The organism is Myroides sp. 1354 (assembly GCF_030324495.1).
Taxonomy (GTDB): Bacteria; Bacteroidota; Bacteroidia; order Flavobacteriales; family Flavobacteriaceae; genus Flavobacterium.
On sequence record NZ_JACAGN010000017.1, the window covers coordinates 1 to 22,438 of the forward strand.

At 33.5% G+C, this 22,438-nt stretch carries 16 protein-coding genes; 14 read left to right on the forward strand and 2 right to left on the reverse strand.

The features are described from left to right. From HX004_RS14815 to HX004_RS14880, 14 genes are all read left to right on the forward strand, one after another. Positions 1 to 2,664 (forward strand): hypothetical protein (locus HX004_RS14815; protein ID WP_286443381.1); only part of this gene is annotated, 2,664 nt, incomplete at its 5' end. Positions 2,665 to 2,667: 3 nt separating this feature from the next. Then, entirely contained in the window at positions 2,668 to 3,942 is a 1,275-nt protein-coding gene (locus tag HX004_RS14820; protein WP_286443382.1) for a T9SS type B sorting domain-containing protein, read from the forward strand. A gap of 39 nt (positions 3,943 to 3,981) precedes the next feature. Next, entirely contained in the window at positions 3,982 to 4,884 is a 903-nt protein-coding gene (locus HX004_RS14825; protein WP_502888484.1) for a PorP/SprF family type IX secretion system membrane protein, read from the forward strand. A 9-nt stretch (positions 4,885 to 4,893) separates the two neighbouring features. Beyond that, positions 4,894 to 6,855: an OmpA family protein gene (locus HX004_RS14830; RefSeq protein ID WP_286443384.1), complete on the forward strand. Its 1,962-nt coding sequence runs from the start codon at positions 4,894 to 4,896 to the stop codon at positions 6,853 to 6,855. Between the two features lie 980 nt (positions 6,856 to 7,835). Then, a complete protein-coding gene (locus tag HX004_RS14835) occupies positions 7,836 to 8,768 on the forward strand; it encodes a PorP/SprF family type IX secretion system membrane protein (protein WP_286443427.1) in 933 nt (310 codons plus the stop codon). A 360-nt stretch (positions 8,769 to 9,128) separates the two neighbouring features. Beyond that, entirely contained in the window at positions 9,129 to 9,770 is a 642-nt protein-coding gene (locus HX004_RS14840) for a helix-turn-helix domain-containing protein (RefSeq protein WP_286443385.1), read from the forward strand. Between the two features lie 896 nt (positions 9,771 to 10,666). Beyond that, complete coding sequence (locus HX004_RS14845) at positions 10,667 to 11,911, forward strand: phage tail-like protein (protein ID WP_286443386.1); 1,245 nt, start codon at positions 10,667 to 10,669, stop codon at positions 11,909 to 11,911. Positions 11,912 to 12,016: 105 nt separating this feature from the next. After that, complete coding sequence (locus HX004_RS14850) at positions 12,017 to 12,658, forward strand: helix-turn-helix domain-containing protein (protein WP_286443387.1); 642 nt, start codon at positions 12,017 to 12,019, stop codon at positions 12,656 to 12,658. 106 nt (positions 12,659 to 12,764) lie between these two features. Then, positions 12,765 to 13,886: a helix-turn-helix domain-containing protein gene (locus tag HX004_RS14855; protein WP_286443388.1), complete on the forward strand. Its 1,122-nt coding sequence runs from the start codon at positions 12,765 to 12,767 to the stop codon at positions 13,884 to 13,886. Between the two features lie 10 nt (positions 13,887 to 13,896). After that, a complete protein-coding gene (locus HX004_RS14860; protein ID WP_286443389.1) occupies positions 13,897 to 15,039 on the forward strand; it encodes a hypothetical protein in 1,143 nt (380 codons plus the stop codon). Between the two features lie 115 nt (positions 15,040 to 15,154). Next, positions 15,155 to 15,454, forward strand: coding sequence for a hypothetical protein (locus HX004_RS14865; RefSeq protein WP_286443390.1), 300 nt, complete (start codon positions 15,155 to 15,157; stop codon positions 15,452 to 15,454). Between the two features lie 115 nt (positions 15,455 to 15,569). After that, complete coding sequence (locus HX004_RS14870; RefSeq protein ID WP_286443391.1) at positions 15,570 to 16,847, forward strand: T9SS type B sorting domain-containing protein; 1,278 nt, start codon at positions 15,570 to 15,572, stop codon at positions 16,845 to 16,847. Positions 16,848 to 17,111: 264 nt separating this feature from the next. After that, entirely contained in the window at positions 17,112 to 18,056 is a 945-nt protein-coding gene (trxB, locus tag HX004_RS14875; protein ID WP_286443392.1) for a thioredoxin-disulfide reductase, read from the forward strand. A 185-nt stretch (positions 18,057 to 18,241) separates the two neighbouring features. After that, positions 18,242 to 19,204 carry an ABC transporter ATP-binding protein gene (locus HX004_RS14880; protein WP_286443393.1) on the forward strand — a complete coding sequence of 321 codons (963 nt, stop codon included), beginning with the start codon at positions 18,242 to 18,244 and terminating at the stop codon, positions 19,202 to 19,204. 60 nt (positions 19,205 to 19,264) lie between these two features. Here HX004_RS14880 and HX004_RS14885 read toward each other — a convergent pair whose 3' ends face one another. Together HX004_RS14885 and aroQ are read right to left on the reverse strand one after the other, a co-directional pair. After that, the gene (locus HX004_RS14885; protein WP_286443394.1) at positions 19,265 to 21,745 is read right to left on the reverse strand and encodes a DUF5686 family protein; all 2,481 of its coding nucleotides are present in this window, start codon (positions 21,743 to 21,745) and stop codon (positions 19,265 to 19,267) included. Next, positions 21,745 to 22,161, reverse strand: a complete 417-nt coding sequence (gene aroQ / locus HX004_RS14890) for a type II 3-dehydroquinate dehydratase (RefSeq protein WP_286443395.1) — start codon at positions 22,159 to 22,161, stop codon at positions 21,745 to 21,747. The genes HX004_RS14885 and aroQ overlap by 1 nt, the downstream gene beginning before the upstream one ends. Positions 22,162 to 22,438 lie beyond the last annotated feature (277 nt).

Sequence of the window (22,438 nt, forward strand, 5' to 3'; positions counted from 1 at the left end):
TTAAATGAAACCCTAACTGTTTTAGGTTATAACGCAACTACAGGAGTCTTGACTTATCAAGATGAAAAAGGCAATACTGTTACCGTAGATGTCAAAGACGCAGTAAAATCTTTTGAAACCGTTACCAGTGTTACCAGTGATGCAACAGCGGGTACGATTACCTTTAAAGATGAAAAGGGAATTGATACAGTAATGGATATCAAGCAGTTGATTGAATTAAATGAAACCCTAACTGTTTTAGGTTATAACGCAACTACGGGAGTCTTGACTTATCAAGATGAAAAAGGCAATACCGTTACCGTAGATGTCAAAGACGCAGTAAAATCTTTTGAAACCGTTACCAGCGTTACCAGTGATGCAACAGCGGGTACGATTACCTTTAAAGATGAAAAGGGAATTGATACGGTTTTGGATATCAAGCAGTTGATTACGTTAAATGAAACCTTGACGGTATTAGCCTATGACTCAGCAATTGGAGTATTAATGTATCAAGATGAAAATGGAGATACTGTAACGATTGATGTCAAAGATACAGTAAAATCCTTTGAAACTTTGACGGTATTAGCTTATGATCAAGGAACTGGAGCATTGACCTATCAAGATGAAAATGGAGATACCGTTACGGTTGATATCAAAGGAGCTGTTCAAAGTCATGAAACCTTGACGGTATTAGCTTATGATCAAGGAACTGGAGCATTGACCTATCAAGACGAAAAAGGCAATACCGTTACCGTAGATGTCAAAGACGCAGTAAAGTCCTTTGAAACCGTTACTAGCGTTACCAGTGATGCAACTGCGGGTACGATTACCTTTAAAGATGAAAAGGGAATTGATACGGTATTGGATATTAATCAGTTGATTACGTTAAATGAAACCTTGACGGTATTAGCCTATGACTCAGCAATTGGAGTATTAATGTATCAAGATGAAAATGGAGATACTGTAACGATTGATGTCAAAGATACAGTAAAATCCTTTGAAACTTTGACGGTATTAGCTTATGATCAAGGAACTGGAGCATTGACCTATCAAGATGAAAATGGAGATACCGTTACGGTTGATATCAAAGGAGCTGTTCAAAGTCATGAAACCTTGACGGTATTAGCTTATGATAAAATAACTGGAGCATTGACCTATCAAGATGAAAAAGGCAATACCGTTACCGTAGATGTCAAAGACGCAGTAAAATCCTTTGAAACCGTTACTAGCGTTACCAGTGATGCAACAGCGGGTACGATTACCTTTAAAAATGAAAAGGGAATTGATACGGTATTGGATATCAATCAGTTGATTACATTGACAGAAACTTTAACAGTATTAGCGTATAATACAACTACAGGAGCGTTGACCTATCAAGATGAAAATGGAGATACCGTTACGGTTGATATCAAAGGAGCTGTTCAAAGTCATGAAACCTTGACGGTATTAGCGTATAATACAACTACAGGAGCGTTGACCTATCAAGATGAAAATGGAGATACTGTAACGGTTGATATCAAAGGAGCTGTTCAAAGTCATGAAACCTTGACGGTATTAGCTTATGATCAAGGAACTGGAGCGTTGACCTATCAAGATGAAAAAGGCAATACTGTTACCGTAGATGTCAAAGGAGCAGTAAAATCCTTTGAAACTGTTACCAGCGTTACCAGTGATGCAACAGCGGGTACGATTACCTTTAAAAATGAAAAGGGAATTGATACGGTATTGGATATCAATCAGTTGATTACATTGACAGAAACTTTAACAGTATTAGCGTATAATACAACTACAGGAGCGTTGACCTATCAAGATGAAAATGGAGATACCGTTACGGTTGATATCAAAGGAGCTGTTCAAAGTCATGAAACCTTGACGGTATTAGCCTATAATTCAACAACAGGAGTATTGACCTATCAAGATGAAAATTCGAATACAACAACTGTAGATTTAAAAACTGCAATCAAAGCCAATGAAACGGTTACTAAGTTAGTAGATAACCAAGATGGAACATTAACTTATTATAGTGAAAATGAGATTGATGATGCAGGTTTGCCTATAGCTAATACAGGAACAACCTTTAAAATACCGATTGCAGAATCTTATGAGTTGACGAGTGCTATAACAGGGAAAAATGCCGAAAATACAGCAAGTTTATGGACGTTGAGACAATTTAAAGCAATTCCTATTTATTCTGGAGCAGGTGGTATTTTTATTTATGATACAGGTTTAACACCAGTGAAAATTTTCAAAAATACCTTCGACTTAAATATAGAATCTGATGCTTCAAAGTTTATGAATTTTGACTTTTTTGTGGAATGTGAGGTTCTAACTATGGGCGATAAAATACCCGAGAAAACCATTTTTTCTATGTTAAAGGTTGAGGTTTATATCAATAATACATTGATAAAAGAATTTTTCCCTCTGCGATTTGAATTTGGAATTCCAGAAGGATATGAAAAGAAAGATGTTAAGCATTATGGAGGAATCTTGACATATGAGGATGAACTACCGTTATATTCTACAGGTAATGTATTAGAAATAAGGGTTTCTCCTACAAGAAATAATTTTTCAACATTGTCTAATACAGATGGTCAAGCAGGATATTTTGATGCCTTTCTTATGGATGCTAATGTAATGGAAGTTAAAATATCACAACCTGTATTCCATGTATTTGAAAAAATGTAAGCTATGAAAAAGTACGTTCAAGTATTTGTGTGTTTTTTGGTAGGAGTCTTGCCCATATTTGGGCAGACTCCGTTCCAAAAGACAATGGTCAATCAAGGTACACTAACGATTAGCCCAGAAGCTGTAGTTAGTACCAGTTATGATTTTGACAATACAGCGAGTGGGATTGTCAAAAATGATGGGACAACCTATTATTACAGTGATTTCAATAACGATAATTTGTATTATCACAATGAACAATCTCCTACAGCTCAAGCTATTTTTACTCCGTTGGAAGTGAATCAAGGGTATCAGCAAATTTCCGGTGCTAGTCCTTCAGATTTTTACGACGTTATACTAAATAATCCAACGTCAATTATGGGGTTTGATCTTCAAAATGAGATGAATATTAAAGGAAGTTTGGATTTTCAAGACGGAATTATGCAAGTTGATTCCCTGAAAGGAATGTTGACTTTTTATCCTGGAACAAAGGCGTTAAATCCTGTGGATAAGAGCCACGCAGAAGGTTATGTGGATAAAATAGGCAAAGACAATTTTACCTATCCCATTGGAGATAAAGGAGTCTATCGTTATGCAAAGATATCATCCGTTCCAAATGAAAAAAATGCGTATCAAAGTAAGTATATTTTAAATGACCACGAGTTTTTTAGACAACATAATGAAACGGATAACACCATTAAAATCCTTAATACAAAAGAATATTGGAAAGTAGAGAAATCAAATAATGTTAAAGGGGATATACTCTTGACGTTGAGTTGGGATAATCGTACAACAAGTCCTGATGTTTTAGGGGATTCCACGTCTAATTTGCATATTGTACGTTGGGATGAGAATAGAAAAATTTGGGAAGATCAAGGAGGAATAGTTTCCTCTGAGTTGAAAGAGGTTACCACAGCGATTTCTATTAAGAATTATGGCTATTTTACTTTAGCCAGAATTTTAACGCCTTTGTCTCAGGATGTTGAGATAGAGATATTCAATTTTGTAACGGTGAATGCTGATAGTAAAAATGATCACTTTTTGATTAAGAATATTGAAAACTATCCCAAAAATAAAGTGGAAATATACAACCGTTGGGGAGTTAAAGTGTTTGAAACGGAACAATACAATAACTCGGATAATGCTTTTAGAGGATATTCTAACGGACGAGTTACGTTCAAAAAAGGAGAAAAACTACCTACAGGAACATACTTCTATATTCTGACTTATGAGAACCTTGGTGCAAAGGAATCAGTGGTTGTTAAGAAATCGGGGTATCTCCATTTAGAAACAGAGTAAAAAGAAAAAGCAGTGAAAAAGAGAACACTATATTATGGAATCAACTTAGTGCTACTAAGTTGTCTATCTTGTTTGATGTATGGACAACAAGATCCGCAGTATACACATTATATGTATAATCATTCAGCAATTAATCCAGCTTATGCGGGTAGTCGTGAAGGGTTGGAAATATTTGGATTGTATCGCGCCCAATGGGTTGGATTAGAAGGAGCTCCTAAAACATCGACTTTGGCATTGAGTACGCCCTTGGGAACTAGTGGGTTGGGATTAGGTGTGAATTTTACCAATGATCGTTTAGGGGTAATGAGTGAAAATCGTTTGTCTATTGATTTATCGTATGCAATTGACCTGAATTACGATTACAAATTGGCTTTTGGATTAAAAGGTACAGGTAATTTACTAGATGTTACGTATAGTGATTTACATATTTATGACGCAACAGATCCAATAGCGAGTACAGATATCAGCAATTCATTTACGCCTAATTTAGGTGCGGGGTTGTTTCTTTATTCTGACAAAGCCTATGTAGGTTTATCGGTTCCTAATTTATTCACACAATTGCGTTATGATGATAATGAACTGCAAACGCTTCGTCAGAAGATGCATTTGTACCTAACAGGAGGATATGTATTTGATTTGAATTCAAATTTAAAGTTTAAACCAGCGGCTATGGTTAAGATGGTTGAAGGAGCGCCGCTTCAGGTAGATGTGAGTGCGAATTTTATGTTTATGGAGAAATTTACCTTAGGAGCGGCTTACCGCTGGGATGCAGCAGTGAGTGGCATGGTTGGATTCCAAGTAACCAAGGATATCATGATTGGCTATAGTTATGATGCAGATACGACAAAGCTGGCACATTATAACTCAGGATCTCATGAAGTTTTTATGCGTTTTAATTTGTTTAACGGCTTTAAGCGTATTACAGCGCCAAGGTTCTTTTAAAAGAAAGTAATGATGGTAAGAAAATTACAGATAGGATTGCTGAGCTTGATGGTAAGCTTTGGCACCGTAGGATATAGCCAAGTAAAGAAGGAGAAACAAGCTGATGAGAGTTTTGATCGTATGGCCTACGCTAATGCAATAGAGCTCTATGAAAACCTAGTCAGTAAAGGATATATTAATACCACAATACTGCAAAAAGTAGGTGATTCTTATTATTTTAATGGTAAACTTCCTCTGGCTAATCAGTGGTATACCACACTTTTTGAAGGAGATTACAAAGACAAAAATATAGCAGACTTGCCTTCTGAGTATTACTACCGCTTTGCACAAACGCTGAGAAGTGTTGAAGATTATAAGAAATCTCAGGTTTATATGGATAACTTTACCACTTTAGAGCAAAGCGATTCTCGTACGACTTTGTATAATAAGGACCGCGATTATTTGTCTCACATTGAAAATCACCCCGATTTGTATGAATTGAAACCTTTGAGCTTCAATTCAGAATATTCAGATTATGGCGGTACAATGTTGGGGAATGATTTAGTATTTACCTCTGCTAGAGCTACTGCTATTCCGGGCGAAAGTAACATACACAATTGGACGAATGAGAGCTATACTAGCTTGTATCGCACAATCGCAAGTCCACAAGGATATAGCGAACCAGAGCGTTTTTCACTCACTTTAGACTCTCAAGTCAATGATGCAACGGCCGTTTTTACTCAGGATGGAAAAACAATCTATTTTACTCGAAACAATTCCAAAAACAATGGAAAGAGTAAACAAAATAAGCAACACACCTCAATGTTAAAAATCTATAAGGCAGTAAAGCAACAGGATGGGCAGTGGGGACAGGTGGAGGAGTTACCGATCAATTCGGATAATTTCAATACCGCCCATCCGGCTTTAACGCCTGATAATAAATGGTTGTATTTTGTTTCTGATCGCCCAGAGAGTGTAGGGGAATCAGATTTGTATCGCGTGGCTTTGCATGCGGATGGAGGATATGGTCAGGTAGAAAACTTAGGTCTTGATATTAATACCTCAGGACGCGAGAGTTTTCCATTTATTTCCTCCGATTATCAGTTGTATTTTTCCTCTAATGGACACCCTGGATTGGGAGGATTAGATGTGTTTGAAGCCAAAATTCATCCCGATGGACACCTGAGCTCCATCATCAATATGGGAAAACCAATTAACAGTCCTATGGACGATTTTGGATTTAGCTTCGACCCTAAACAAAAAAAGGGATTAGTCAGTTCAAATCGTACGGGAGGAGTAGGTGCAGATGATATTTATTTGATTACAGAAAAATCATGTACACAGATTATAGAAGGAAAAGTGTACGATAAACGCACAAAAGAAGTGCTTTCGAATGCTACAGTCATCATCTCTGATGGATTATATCAAAACTCAGATACAATTCAAACAAATGATACAGGGTATTACAAGAGTTCTATATTGAGTTGTGGACATAAATACCGCATTAAGGCAGAACATCCATCGTATAATACTGTAGAAGTTGTATTTAATTCGGATCATACACCTGGAGTGAAAACGATGGATATAGGTTTGGAAGGAGAAGTAATTCCAGTGGAAGTAAATGACGACTTGTTTAAAACATTGAATTTGGCTCCCATTTACTTTGATTTTGATCGTTCAGACATTCGATATGATGCCTCGATAGAATTGATGAAAGTGGTAGAGTTGATGAAGAAATATCCAAGTCTAAAGGTTGACATTCGCGCTCATACAGATAGCAAAGGAAAAGATGCTTATAATTTGAGTTTATCAGAACGTCGTGCCCAATCTACAATGCTTTGGATGATTGAGCAAGGCATTGCACCAAGTCGCTTAAGTGGTCGAGGCTATGGCGAAACGCGTTTACTGAATAAATGTAGCAATGGCATACGTTGTAGTGATGCAGAACACCAAGAAAATAGACGTAGCGAGTTTATTGTTATTGAAAAATAAAAAGGGAATAGGTAAACTACTTTTAGATCATCTTGCTGAAAGATGTAAAACAAACAGCAGGAGTACTGAAAGCTCCGAAATAAGGAGCTTTCTTTTTTTAAAATTGAAGTTAGATTAAATTTCTAAAAAAACGACAAGAAATAGGCGCGAAAATTGAAGTAAAAACTACCGTTTAGACCTCTTTTCTTGGGAAATAATCCAAATGTAATCAACAAAATAAAGAAATATTTGGTTTATAGTTTATTGTTCTTTGAATGACTGTATAGCGTTGTAATTCATCATGAGATGATGTATTGATTTGTATATAAAAATACATGCCCTTTTAGAAGGAATGTATTCATAAAAGAAATAGATAAAAGGTAAAAAAGAAGACAGTAGTGTGCCGTTTAAAACGAAAAAATAATTTTATTGTTTTTATAAGTATTTGTGCATCTTATAACAAGAATACGGGTAAATAGATAGCAGAGGATGTAAGAGGTACACTTATTTTAAAGATGAGTAGTTTGTTTGGACGGAGTGAATAAAATCCGTCTATAAACCAAACACTACTGTTTTTTTATTTTTTTAAAATTGATCAATTTGTTTAGTTGTTTGGTCAATTTGCAGAGCCTATCTTTTTTTATTTACACTTTATAATCGTTTTTTTTTGCTGTTTATTGACTTTTGTTCAGCAAAAAAAATGAAAATACTACTTATTAACTAGCGTATTCGAGAGTTATACTTTGTGTTTATTCTAATTCTTGATAGAAAAAGTGAAAAGTCTATAGCTGTAGTGATTGTAACTACTTGAAAAGACCAAAGCTTGTTGTTTATGTTGTTATAATCAAGAGGATAAATAAGACGGAGAATTATAGTGAAAAGTTAATCTGTTGTTTCCAAGAAGTATTGCCCATTTATGGGCAAACTTCTTTTGTTTGAATCAATAGTAAACCGCAGCGATTGCTTTGATAGTAACCTATTGTATATCAAAATAAATTAATATAAAATCTGTGAGAAAACAACTAATTAGTGTAGGCGTGAGCCTTTGGATTTTAGGTGTTGGTTCGCCTCTTTCTGCGCAACAAAACCCTATGTATACACAATATATGTATAATCCCACCGTAATCAATCCTGCTTATGCAGCTAGTAAAGAATCAATGTGTTTTTTTGGACTATATCGCAATCAATGGATAGGGATTGATGGAGCTCCCAAAACAGCTAATATAGGCTTTACCACACCATTGAATAATCCCAAGTTGGGATTAGGTGTAAACTTTGTCAATGATCATATCGGAGCATTAGATGAAAATAGCTTGGCTATTGACCTTGCTTATACATTAGATTTAAATGCACAATACAAATTAGCAGTTGGATTAAAAGGAACAATGAATTTGTGGAGTATGTCGTATTCTAAATTGAATATTTACGATCAAACGGGACCTTTTGCTTATGAAGATGTAAAAAATAAGTTTAGTCCTAATATTGGAGCTGGGGCCTACTTTTTTTCAGATGTGGCTTATTTAGGGCTATCTGTACCAAAAATCTTTAAAGTGGATTATTACGATGACATTAAAAGAATCACCATGCGTCAAAAACCTCTTTTTTATATGATGGGAGGTTATGTCTTTGATCTAGGGTCGGATTGGTTATTAAAACCTTCTTTTTTGTCTAAAATTGGCAGTGGTAAACCGTCATTAGACGTGACTGCGAATGTTCAATTTCAAGAAAAATTCACTATAGGTACAGCTTATCGTTGGAATGCTGGCATAAGTGCATTGTTTGGCGTTCAAATTGATACCAATTGGTTTATTGGTTATTCCTATGATTTTGATACGACGAAACTGAACCGATATAATGCTGGATCTCATGAAATTTTTATGCGTTTTGATTGGATGGGAAGTTTGGGATCTAAAAGTAAAAGTAGATTTTTCTAATTCGGTAAAACAAAGGGAATTAGAGAAGAAAGAGAAAGAGATACTTGTATAGGCAAAGTAAGAATGTAGAGAGAAAAGTGCTAGTAAAAAGAGGTTAATAGGGGTTAAATAGTAGATGGAAATAGTTTAGTACTACTCCAGAATGCATAGAATGAATGATGAAGGAAATAGAATATTGAAGCAACGTTAGAACAGCATTGAAGAACAAGCAAAGCGTTTTTGTTTATTCGCAATCAGGAGAATAGAAAAATATTGTGTGTAAAACATAAAACATTGGTGTTGTTAAGTTGTAAGTACTGTAAAGTCCAATTAGCAACTAGTATTATAGGACTTGTCCTTAAACTTTATCTACAGAATACTATGAAAGAAGATGCTATACAAGAAAAAGAAGGAATAATCTCTTCTGCAGAAGTTTTAACTAGATTGAAAATTTTATTGGGTGTGCGATCAGCTAAAGAATTAGCCCATATCTTTAATCTAAAACCTAATACGATTTCCTCTTGGAAAAAAAGAAATACCTTGTGTTATGCTAAGATTATTGAAATATGCAATCGATATGAAATTGATTTAAATGAATTGTTCTATTCAGATTATCAGAATATTGCAATAAACAAAAGCTATGTTAATGTACCAATTGTTTATATTGACGATTACTTAGAATATTATCTAACTCTACAAACTAAACGAAGAAAAATTAAACAGATATATCTGCCTAAGAGTGTCAATTTTGATATCGTTATTCAACTGTATAGTACTACATTAACCCAAGATCAGTCTGAACTGATGTATGTGTTTTGTAAAAAAATCGGACCTGAGAAGATTCTAGTTGGAGAAGATTATATTTTCTTAGTAAAAAACAAAGGATTTCAAAAATATAATGTAATTGCATATGATGTAACCCATCAACGACTGCAGATGTGTAAGAATTTTGATGAAGTAAGTTGGATCAATCTCAAAGAAATATCAGAATTTTTTCAATGCATCAATTATATGCCTTGTTGAATTAAAAAAGAAGAACCTATAAAAGCGGTTCTTCTTTTTTTTTGGAGGTATGTCAACGTTTATTTCTTCCAAGCAGAAGGAAGTGTTTCGTTATTTTATAGCAATTAGAAATTGGGAATGTATAGGCCTATTCTTTCTGTGGAAAAGGTAACGGATTTCCATTTATTACACAGACAAAATCTAGATATAAACGCTTCTTTTCGTAGCATATTGGTAGACTTTGTTCAAAAGGAGGAAGCTGAAGGTGTTTTTTTCTTTTTAGGAGCAAGCTAATGTTTCATTTGATATAATTAGCATTGTTTTTTCTTTTTTTTACTCCATATTTTTTTAAAAAAAACACTTTTTTTTCGCTGCTAAAACAAGAAAAATGATCAATAAATCCACTAATGGAACGTAGACTTATTGTTTTGAAAATGAAACATTTATTTGGCTTTTTTATAATGAATTGAAACAATGTTTTACAAAAAGTAAAAAGGTATAATTAAATTTTCTTCTATGTTTTTACACTTTTGTTAATATTTTTTGAATAGTGATGATTTCTTTGCTGAAGAAAAATTATAGCAAAATAGAATAAGAAAAGTTGTATTGATGATATAAGGTTTAATCGTGTCTACTTCATGGGCACAACTAGAAATTTATACATCGACTCCTGTAAGCACCCGATTCGCTAATGAATCATATTCTAGAAAGTATAATGAACTCAATGTTGCTACTTAGGTGATAAAAGATGATCCATTTTTTTATGCAGGGAAGCTTGTCAGGGAAGTTTTGGATGGGCATCGATTGCAAACCTAAATAATCGAAATACACTGAACAAGGTACTCTAAAGAAGGCGAGTTTGGTGTTAGAAAGAGTAAACTAAAATAAAGAGTAGAAAAAAACAGAAATTTTAATATATGAAGAAAATTGTAATTTTTGCCTTTTTGTTAGGCGCAGGTTTTGTAGCAAAAGCACAGGTAGGTATTGGTACTCCAACACCAGTTAACTCGACGATGTTAGATGTTGATGCTGCGGATAAAGGGATTTTAATTCCAAGAGTTAAGCTGACAACAATAGCTAATTTCTCACCTATTGAAGGAACAGCTACGGAAAGTTTATTGGTTTACAATATTGGTACAACGCTACCTAAGGGGTTTTACTTCTGGAGTAATGATAGATGGAATCAAATTATTGACCAGGAAAACTTAGAACTTTCAATTAATAACATCATCAATGGTGGAAGTGGAAGTGATCTTGGAGAATTAAAAAGAGTCATCGACTTTTTAGTGCCTACAAATCCTAAAAGTGGGGATAAATCATTGAGTCAAGCGGCTTTAATTATTGATCCAGAAACGGGTAAAATATACAGTGTGAGTTATGATGTAACAACAGATGCTTACATTAGAACAGAAGTTTCGATGCAAGACAACATAAAGGAGTTTGAAACGCGTACTTTCTTTAAAAAGGCTGTCGTAGAGACCGATGGTCAAACCCCTAATTTTGTTGATACAAACGAAGCTCCCGATTTTACAACTGCTAAAAAAGGAGAAGTATTCTACCAGTATTTAGGTGAGGACAACCGAATTGATTACTTAAATCTTACTGCTGATGTGACGAATATTATTGAAAATAATGAAAACATCAAGAACGAAATCACCAACATACTCAACCAAGGAGGAAATGTTTATTTCACTACAGAAGCTATCGGAGATATTCCTGCAAATAGTATTTACTACATCGATACTGATACAAATGAAAAAGTGGTCGTGGATTTATCTTCTACCATTATCAATGAAATAACGGAAAATATAGAAATTATTAAAAACGAAGTAGGGAACAAAATTACGAATAATGAAGTGATTAAAACAGCCAATACAGTTGATACTGATGCTGTGTTTATTTATAAAGGAGTCACTAAAATCACAGGAGCAAAAGCAAAAAGAGTAGAACTTGACGGAAAACTTTCTCAAGAAGGAAGTAATATCGATCGTATTCTTGCCATTCAAGTGTTCCAAGGAAATAAATTAATAACGAATGCAGTAACAGATGTAGTTATTGATAGCACCAAGAAAAAAATAGATTTTAATCTAGGAACTGGAAAAATGTATGTACCAGTAGCAGAAGGAGATTATGAAGTAATTATTGAGTTTACGGCTAAATAGTTTGTAAAAGGTATTCAGGTGAATTTATTCACCTGAATACTTTATAATTTTTGAAGTAGTTTTTCAAAAAATGTAAACACGACAAATAGACAATTATACAGAATTATGAATAGTAATTATTTACAAACTTCTTTCTCAATTAATTCCTCAAAAAAAATTTTAACAAAATTAAAAATTTTATTGGGGGTAAAGTCTGCAAAGGAGTTAGCCGTTATTTTTGATTTAAAACCCAATACCATTTCTTCTTGGAAGAAGAGAAATACATTGTGTTATAGTAAGTTAATTCAAGTGTGTTGTGAACATAATATTGATTTAAACGAATTGTTTTTTTCTAATTATACGAAGAAAACCATAGAAAAAAGCTATATCAATGTACCAATTATTTACATCGATGATTATTTGGAATACTATTTGAGTATAGAAGAAAAACATCTAAAACTCAAACAAATTTATTATCCAAAACCCGTTTTTTTTGATATGGTTATTCAATTGTATGCAACAATAGAAGAACATAAAGGATCACATTTGGTTTATGCGTTTTGTAAAAAAGTTGATTTTACTACTATTGAAATTGGGAAGAATTATGTGCTTTTATTCGTTAATAAAGGTTTTCAATGTTATAAAATAATAGAAGTGAATCAACAAAAAGAAAGGCTTTACCTGCAAAAAGATACAGCAGAAATTGTAGAGGTACCAATGAAAGAGATTCTCGAAATTTTTCGATGGATCAAGTACTTGCCTTGTTAAGAGGATAATGATATAGAAAGAGATCTCAGGTGTTTGACACGTAGTAATACTAGGTTCAACAAGTAAAAGAACCTTATTAAAAAGAAGAAAAGAAAAAGAAAAAGCAATGGAACTATTGAAGTACATTTTAATTTCCATTCCTATGATTTCATCAATGACATGTGGAATTATTCTAATGGTTGTTTTTTACAAAAACCTTTCTGTAACAGAAATACCAATTTTAAGGACGTTAGGTGGCTATTATTTTGCACTAATCGCCTTGTGGATTACAGATAATTTAACGCAAAAACTATTGGGGAGCCGTATTTTTTTGCTGCCTGTATTATCGCTGTTTATTACCTTGTCCCAAGTGTGTTTTTATCAGTTTATCAGCTATATCGTTCCAGCAAAAAGAAAACGCAATAATTTGCAATATCAAATAATTTTAGTTGTCTTTTCCTTGTCGTACATTTTTATTTATGTATTAGCAAAAACGGATGGAATTCGACAGCTGGATGTGCAAGCGTTTTGCAATCAGTATTTGCGTATTTACATCATCTTAAATACGGGTGTTTATACTTTATTATGCTGGAAAAGAGTCTATCAATATCATCAAGAAAAAAACAAGCGAAAGATTAAAATTAAACGATTGAATTGGATTCATTTGTTGTTGACCCTGAAATTAGCCTTTACTCTATTTTTTAGTTTTAATAACTATAGCGTTTTTGTACAAGGTATAACCGTTTTTATTCTTTCTTTTCAACATATTATATTGACGTTTAATATGTTATTGGAGAAGAATAGAGTGAAAATTCCAATTGCTTACAAGACGAATGTCTTATTGTCATCTGGACAGATTGTCTCTGTAGATCAAACAGGTACCTTGACTAACGATGTGTTAGAAACAACTTTTGTTAATCCCAATATTCGAACAGAAAATCTCTTAACCCAAAACGATATTGTAAATTATTTTACTAAGGATAAACCCTATACAAAAAATGACTTTCGCCTAGATACACTTGTTACTCACTTTGGAGTAAATAGAACGTATATCTCCAAATTTATTAATGTAACCTATAATTGCAATGTGAGTCAGTTTATCAATTGCTGGAGATTGAAGGAAGTAGAACAGTTACAAGCTACACGTAAGGAAATGAATATGGATGATTTAGTCATTCAGGCTGGGTTCTCAGATTATCGACATTATTTGCGTGCTGTGCATAGTGCAGAAAAACGACTAAAACATTAATTTAAATACTATGGATTACGAATATCTTTTTTTAGGTGTTTCTTTCTCTTCATCAATCTTTTCTGCTCTTTTCTGTTTAGCTCTATTAGGACTTAAGCTGGTTGAAGATCAAACTGAACTTATGGTGAAAAAAGCAACTATTGTATTAATATTATTCTATATCGTTTGTATTTTTTTCTATACGACGACCTTTTTTGATATTTTTCAAGTGCTATATTTTCCTTGCTTGAAAGGGGTTAATTTCTTGACTACTTTGTTGATACCAACTTTGTTTTATCATTTGATTTTTAGGCTAACTAGATTGAAAAAAGAAGAGAAATTTAGGTATTTCCATTATGGAATTAGCTTGATGCTCAGCTTTACTTTTTATCTCTATCATCAGACAGGACTTGAAATAATCGTTGAAGGTCATTATGCAAAGAAAAGTATGCTTTCTTTTTTGTTGTTGAATGAAGATAGTGTAATGGCAACAGTTTTTAATCTAAGTTATCTACTACTGTCCTTATATCGTTTATTGATCTATCGAAAAAATATAGCAAATTACTCTTCGGACGAAGAACGAGATTCTTTAGTTTGGCTTTATCCAATTTTTGTTATTGGTTTTTTACTTTTCCCAGGTTCAATTGTACTGTATCTTTTCCCTCAGATTCAAAGTAATCTAATTATTGGACAGCTAATTCCGAACTTTTTATTTATGTTTTTTAATATTAATCTCTGTTATAATTTGTTCTGTGAAAATTTTGCTCAAGTCACAGAAGATATTCTAGAAGAGGAACAGTTGGTGAATCAAGAGACTGATAAAAAGGTCAAAGAATTAACGATCGATAAACAAAAATTTGAAAAATACATTGTAGAAAAAAAACCTTATTTAAATCCACAACTTAAGATTACAGATTTATTGAGTGATTTAATAACCAATAGAAGTTATTTATCTCAGTTTATTAATACGACATATAAAATGAATTTCTGTCAATACATTAATCATTGTAGATATAATGAGTATCTCAAATTGAAAGAAAATTCAAATCTCGAACAAAATGCAGAAGAAGACCTGATATTAATTAGTGGATTTAGAAGTTACGAAAGTTTTAAACGGACGGAAGATGCAGTTTATAGAACGAAAAACAAACCTCAAAATACGGTAACCCAATAAAAAATTAGTGGATACTTAACTGTGGATTTAATCCATGGAAATACAAAAGATAATTTTTCTTATTCCTTGTTATTGATTTATAATCAAATCAGTAGCAAGATTAATCTATAGCAATATGATAAAAAAAATACGTTTACTTCATATGACTGTTGGTGCTTTATTCCTTAGTACTAGTATGATAATCGCTCAAAATAATGTTTTTTATAATAAAGGAATACTCCAGGTGAAGAGTAAAACTATTTTAAGTTCTTATTCTGACTTTGCCAATCATACACAAGGACGTTTAATCAACGATGGATTAACGTATTATTTTGGAGATTTCTCTAATGATGGAGACTTTACTTATACAAAAACCTTAACTACAGGCGAAGTAAAATTTGTAAGCATGAAACAACAAAATACGGTAACCCAATAAAAAATTAGTGGATACTTAACTGTGGATTTAATCCATGGAAATACAAAAGATAATTTTTCTTATTCCTTGTTATTGATTTATAATCAAATCAGTAGCAAGATTAATCTATAGCAATATGATAAAAAAAATACGTTTACTTCATATGACTGTTGGTGCTTTATTCCTTAGTACTAGTATGATAATCGCTCAAAATAATGTTTTTTATAATAAAGGAATACTCCAGGTGAAGAGTAAAACTATTTTAAGTTCTTATTCTGACTTTGCCAATCATACACAAGGACGTTTAATCAACGATGGATTAACGTATTATTTTGGAGATTTCTCTAATGATGGAGACTTTACTTATACAAAAACCTTAACTACAGGCGAAGTAAAATTTGTAAGCATGAAACAACAAAATACGGTGATTTCAGGTAACAAAACAGTCGACCTCAATAAGGTTACTTTTGATCTTAATAAAGAGCAGTATTACTTTGACCTCAAAGCAAATCTCGATATTTGGGGAGAAGCTTATTTTAAAAAGGGGATTGTCAAGGTAGATTCAGTTATCAATACCACCTCTAAAGCAGTTACAGGATTGGTCAGCTTTATGCCCAAAGCTAAATCTACTAACAGTAGTGCAATTAGTTTTGTTGATGGGACAGTGGAAAAAGTAGGAGGAGAACCTTTTGTGTTCCCCGTGGGAAACCAACAATATTATCGACCAGCTTCTATCAGCACACTAAAGGATGATAAAGATATTGTATTGTGTAATTATAGGAGGAATGATTCAACCTTTTTTGAAGCACATCAGGAGCATGTACGTGAAATCAGGCAAGTAAATACCAAAGAATATTGGAAGATTGAAAAATCGAAAAACAAACAAACAAGTTTAATATTGACGTTGAGTTGGGACGAAGAAACAACTCCACCTGATTTATTGCAAGATCCAGCAAATGATTTACACATTATATATTGGAATGAAACAAATAAACAATGGGAGGATCTCGGTGGTATTGTTGATATGGAAAATAAAACAATAACTACTCCAGCACAGGTGTCGAACTTTGGTTACTTTACTCTAGGGCGCGTACAAGAAGTAGATCCAATGGATGATGAGGTAGTTATTTACAATTATGTCAATGCAAATGGTGGAGATAATAACGATTATTTTGTTATTAAAAACATCAATAAATATCCACAAAATTCAGTTCAAATATACAACCGATGGGGAGCTAAAGTATATGAGACAAAAAACTATGATAGTCAAGGAAACGTGTTTAGAGGCTATCAGACCAAAGGAGGTAAGTTACCTGCGGGGACATACTATTACCTTATCACTTATAAAAAAGAAACAAAAAATAACAGTTATACTGTAAAGAAAACGGGGTATTTGCACATAGATGCCAAATAGTTTCGTGTTGGAGATGTTGGAACTTTGCTATGAAAAAAAAAATTGCTAAGGCGCCCTTATGGGGCGCCTATTTTTGTAAATATTTATGGAAAAAGATAAGATAAATCAAGGGGAGAGAGCAGGGAAAATTTAAATATTGAATCAGGAGTTATTTGCAATAGAATAAAATTTCTTTATGTTGGAATAAGTTATTTCTTTGGAAAAGTACTTTGAAAAGCACGGAAAAAGGGTATTTTTGTTTCTACAATTATTAAAAAGAGTATTATGTCAACGATAGAAAGAACAAAGTGTTTAATTATTGGATCAGGACCGGCAGGATATACTGCTGCAATTTACGCGGCAAGAGCGAATATGGCACCTGTTCTATACCAAGGATTACAACCAGGAGGACAATTAACAACAACAAATGATGTAGAAAACTTCCCTGGATATCCTGAAGGTGTAACAGGACCTGAAATGATGTTGCAATTAGAAGCTCAAGCTAAACGCTTTGGAACAGATGTACGAGATGGATGGGTAACAAAGGTTGATTTAAGTGGTACCGTAAAAAAAGTTTGGGTAAACGAAACAACAGAAGTACACGCTGATACTGTAATTATTTCGACTGGTGCAACAGCAAAATATTTAGGATTACCATCAGAACAACACTATCTAAATCTAGGGGGTGGAGTTTCTGCTTGTGCAGTTTGTGATGGATTTTTCTACAGAAATCAAGAGGTTGTCATTGTAGGGGCTGGAGATTCAGCTTGTGAAGAAGCTCATTACTTATCTAAACTTTGTAAGAAAGTAACCATGTTAGTGCGCAGTGAAAAATTTAGAGCTTCTAAAATTATGGAAGATCGCGTGCGCAACACTGAAAATATTGAAATCTTGATGAATACGAGTACCGTTGAGGTACTTGGAGATGGAAATGTAGTAACGGGAATCAAAGTGAAAAACAATGAAACAGGTGTAGAAACAGATGTGCCTGCAACTGGATTCTTCGTGGCTATTGGACATAAACCCAATACAGATATTTTCAAAGGTCAATTGACCATGGATGAAACAGGATATCTCATCACAACCGGAAAAACAAGTAAAACTAATATAGAAGGTGTTTTTGCTTGCGGTGATGTACAAGATAAAGATTATAGACAAGCAATTACTGCTGCAGGATCTGGATGTATTGCAGCATTAGACGCTGAGCGTTATTTAGCTTCTCAAGAATAACAATAAAGTCGAATAGAAAAAGAGCACTTTTTGATTCTTCGACTCAATAGGAAACTTACTTAATAAATTAGGGATAAGACAGTTGCGTTTTATCCCTTTTTTTAGTTTATTATTTTTGTTCCTTTATTAGAATTTTATAGAGTCCATCCTAAGATATTTTTATCTTTGTACTTTAAAATTTCGACATGCTTTTATTAAAAAATATATCGTTTAGTTATACTGCCAATTATACCGTTATTGACGCCATTGATTTAGTGATTGAAAAAGGAAAACACGTAGCTCTACTTGGAGAAAGTGGATGTGGAAAAAGTACACTATTAAAACTAATATACGGTTTACACGATTTAGATCAAGGGGAAATATTTTGGAAGGACAACCAAGTACTAGGACCTGCTTATAATCTAGTCCCAGGTATGGATAATATGCGTTATTTAGCCCAAGATTTTGACTTAATGCCCCATACTAGTGTGGCTGAAAATATTGGGAAGTATCTTTCAAATTTTAACTTGGAAAAAAAGAAAGCAAAAATAGCTGAATTGCTAGAACTAATTGAAATGACAGCCTTTGCTGACGTCAAAGTTAAGCTCTTGAGTGGTGGACAACAACAACGCGTAGCAATTGCTAGAGCCTTAGCTGTCGCTCCAGAAGTATTGTTGCTAGACGAACCTTTTAGCCATATTGATTATGCTAGACGAAGTGTATTGCGCCGCAAAATTTTTGCCTATCTAAAAGAAAATAACATCACTTGTATTGTCGCTACCCATGATAGTATGGATGTATTGAGCTTTGCAGATGAAACTATCGTACTCAAAGAAGGACGTGTTGTCGATTATGGCGATACACAAGATTTATATGAATATCCTTCGGATAAATATGTCGCTACACTATTCGGTGAAGTAAATGAATTGTATATCTCTGATTTTACCCCAGATACAAAAGAAGATGAAGTCTTGCTTATCTATCCACATCAATTGATGATTTCCAAACAAAAAGGAATGCTAGATGTCGAAGTAGTACAATCGTATTTTAATGGAGATGGTTACCTCGTTTGTGCTAATTTTAAAAATAATAGAGCCATTTATTTTAACCACCCCGTAGACGTACAAGTAGGAACAAAGGTCAAATTAGCATTGAAGAAATACCAATAGGTTGCAGTTGGAAGAAGTACTCCCATTACATGCACAAATTCAACAAAAGCAATGTTGCGTTTATTTCTGAATTAGATCTAAAATTTTCACACCCAATACAACCCCATGACTGGTTTTACGATTGGAGAAAGAAGTAATATAGTCAATCCGAAAAGGTCTAAATTTTTTAAAACCAAAGTTGTTTAAACCAACACTAAACTCTTTGTAGGTCGGTTGGTCTGGTGTTTGTAAAAGGTGAAAGCCAACAATCAACGAATATCTCGTTTTATTCAAAAGTGGTACTTTGTTGAGAATATAACCACGGAAATCGTGTTCTAAATGGAATTCTACATAGGACTTATTTGTACTATATTGATAGTAAGGAAGTAAGTTAAATTGCTTGTTGTATATAGGCGTTGACCCAATAAAGGTCTGATTGCCATTAAAGTGCTTGTAATCAGTAAACGGAATCTTGTTTTGCTCAAAGAATTGACCAATAGAAATCCCTGTATACAATTCTCCAATATTGCCAATATTATTTTGATATTTTGTTGCAAGGGAGCCAAACGTATAACTAAAATTTCGATCTGTTGTATTCAGAGCTTTCTCTAAGTGAATTTCTAAAATGGGGTATTTAGACTGTTGTATATACTGTTTTTTATTGGGGTAACTGATAGTCTTTTGATCAAATACCACTTGTACATTAAGCTGAAATTTAGCAACGCCATTGGGTTTAAAAGTAGGACTTTCAAAGTCTGAAGGATCCAATGGATTATTGGAGGTGAAGTCTAAGGTAGGGACAAATGGAGGATTTTGAATGTTGTTGTACAAATTATCTCGATACGCATATTCTAATCTTCCATCAAATTTAAAATTGGTCCATATATACTGACTGTAATTCAATGCAATAAACTTCTTTTGAAAATATTTGGCATAGTTTTTTCCAAACCACGCAGAAGCAAAGGAGTTGATTGGTTTTTTTATCGGATCATCTTGATTAAACTGTTCAATAGACTCACCCGCCTCTAATCGGAGGGTAAGATAATCTTGCTGATTGAAAACATGGGATGCATAACCTGAAAAGCGAAACTTATTTTCACTAAAACCATAACTGACATTGACCCCATAGGAAGTGGCCGCATTATTCTCCCGAAATTTTGTATAATCAATACCCGAAGTAATATTGAATCCCTGAACGGCGTTAAATGCAAAAGTAGAAAGCAATCCATGATAGCTATAGGTGCTGTTTTTATACGAGTTTACGTATTTATATCCTTTGATTAACTTAAAAATAGTGAAGTTGTTGGTGCGTTTATCAATAGAATCCAAGATGACTTTGGTGTTGTCCGTTAAGAAAATCGACTTTTGATCAAAGTAACGCTTTTCACTTTCTAACAAGTGAAATGGGCGTATAACAGCTAGTTTTTCTTCTTCATTAACGTTGTAATTTTTGGTAAAGGTCAAGTACTCATTCGTGTTATTTTCCATTTGATATGCAGGCTTTTCTGTATAATTAGAAAAACTACTTTCAAATTTGCCAATGAAGTCAAAAACAATGAATCGCCCATCAAAAACCAAGGTTTGTGCCGCTTTAACATGGGCATTTATGGTAGGATCATACGTATAAGTTTGCTTGATCTGTAAATTATTGATATTTTTTGCATTGACGTTATTACCCTGCATTTTGGCGTAAAAAGACAAAACTTGCCAATTCTTACTTGTAAATTCAATATAACCCTCCATAATCGGTTCTCTGTCGCGTTTAGGCGTGAAGTATACGCGATATATGGTATCATCACCAACTCGTTCTTCCATAATAATATCAAAGATATAATAGGTAGTCGCATAAGGTAAAAGGGGAGAAACAACATTGATTTGCTTGGAAACCTCCGCACTAAAAATGTTGAAATCATTATCGGTTCCCGTTAAAAATAAAAGATCCTTGGCATTTCCTCTCTCTTGAAGTACGTGAACCGTTTCTTTACTAATTGCTTTATTGCGGTAATCTAAATCCGAACTAATTTCACTGAGATAAATAAAACTACCCGATTCTTCACTATTGATATCCAAGGCAGGATCTAAATCCTTGCGCTTTTGACCTAAATAAGATGCTCGTTGCGTATTGAGTTGTAAATCTCCCTTGGCATAATAAGCAACTTGGTAGTTATTGGTTCGCTGTTTAAAATGCTCATAAACCAAAGACAGTAAATAAGAGGCATATAAATCCTGTTGATCTGTATATAGAATATGGCGTTTATCTAAAGGAGTTAACGTTATAGATAAGGAGTCTACAGGAGATTTGTATTTAATTCGTTCGTTTTCATAACCCTCCCTTTGAATGAAAATGGGAAGCTTAGAATCCCAGTTTAAAGTAAAATTACCCATTTCATCCGTACGGGTATGTTGAACCGTTCCTGGTATAAAAACCAAACAATGTGCAACGGGCAGTTGTTTGTCGTTGATTATTCTTCCAGTAATCGGTTGTCCATAGCACCAATTGCCCAATAGTAAAACTAAAAGGACAGCAAGAGATAAAGTAAGTGAGGGTGCGTTTTTATACATTAATTCTCAAAAGCATGAAGCGCTAGCGCATAACTCTTTAAACCAAATCCCAAGATAACACCCTGGCAATGAGCTGCTAATTTAGATGTTTTGCGGAAATCTTCGCGCGCATGTGTATTGGAAATATGTACTTCAATAACAGGGGTTTGAATAGCGGCAATAGCATCACCTAAAGCAATTGAGGTATGAGTATAAGCTCCCGCATTGAAAATAATACCTGAATAGCTGAAACCAACTTCGTGTAATTTGTCAATCAAAACCCCCTCTGTATTTGATTGAAAATATTCCAGTTCAATAGTCGGAAACTCAAGCTGTAATTGCTCAAAATAAGCTTCAAAACTCGTGTTTCCATAAATAGTAGGCTCTCTTTTACCTAATAAATTAAGATTGGGGCCGTTGAGTATTAGAATTTTCATGCTTTCAATTTAGTGGAACAGTAGAACAAAGATATTTAATATTCGGGTTGATTAAACAAAGCGGATGTAATATTTCCCCTCATACAATAATTAGTTTCCATTCATTTTCAGCCTTTTAGTTTTAATAGCATAAATAAAATACATTATTCCTTGGAATTAACTAAATATTAACTATTCGTAATACTATAATAACTAATTGATTTACAATGTCATGTTAAAATTTTAAATTTACAATGTTTCTTTAATGTTATATTTTTATTAAATAAACGCCTTGTTG

What these genes read in the sequence shown, in the direction of transcription:
- HX004_RS14880 (WP_286443393.1), top strand. Translation starts at nt 18,242, where the DNA reads ATGCTTTTATTAAAAAATATATCGTTTAGTTATACTGCCAATTATACC.
- HX004_RS14870 (WP_286443391.1), top strand. Translation starts at nt 15,570, where the DNA reads ATGATAAAAAAAATACGTTTACTTCATATGACTGTTGGTGCTTTATTC.
- HX004_RS14855 (WP_286443388.1), top strand. Translation starts at nt 12,765, where the DNA reads ATGGAACTATTGAAGTACATTTTAATTTCCATTCCTATGATTTCATCA.
- HX004_RS14840 (WP_286443385.1), top strand. Translation starts at nt 9,129, where the DNA reads ATGAAAGAAGATGCTATACAAGAAAAAGAAGGAATAATCTCTTCTGCA.
- HX004_RS14845 (WP_286443386.1), top strand. Translation starts at nt 10,667, where the DNA reads ATGAAGAAAATTGTAATTTTTGCCTTTTTGTTAGGCGCAGGTTTTGTA.
- trxB (WP_286443392.1), top strand. Translation starts at nt 17,112, where the DNA reads ATGTCAACGATAGAAAGAACAAAGTGTTTAATTATTGGATCAGGACCG.
- HX004_RS14885 (WP_286443394.1), bottom strand. Translation starts at nt 21,745, where the DNA reads ATGTATAAAAACGCACCCTCACTTACTTTATCTCTTGCTGTCCTTTTA.
- HX004_RS14865 (WP_286443390.1), top strand. Translation starts at nt 15,155, where the DNA reads ATGATAAAAAAAATACGTTTACTTCATATGACTGTTGGTGCTTTATTC.
- HX004_RS14820 (WP_286443382.1), top strand. Translation starts at nt 2,668, where the DNA reads ATGAAAAAGTACGTTCAAGTATTTGTGTGTTTTTTGGTAGGAGTCTTG.
- HX004_RS14860 (WP_286443389.1), top strand. Translation starts at nt 13,897, where the DNA reads ATGGATTACGAATATCTTTTTTTAGGTGTTTCTTTCTCTTCATCAATC.
- aroQ (WP_286443395.1), bottom strand. Translation starts at nt 22,161, where the DNA reads ATGAAAATTCTAATACTCAACGGCCCCAATCTTAATTTATTAGGTAAA.
- HX004_RS14830 (WP_286443384.1), top strand. Translation starts at nt 4,894, where the DNA reads ATGATGGTAAGAAAATTACAGATAGGATTGCTGAGCTTGATGGTAAGC.
- HX004_RS14850 (WP_286443387.1), top strand. Translation starts at nt 12,017, where the DNA reads ATGAATAGTAATTATTTACAAACTTCTTTCTCAATTAATTCCTCAAAA.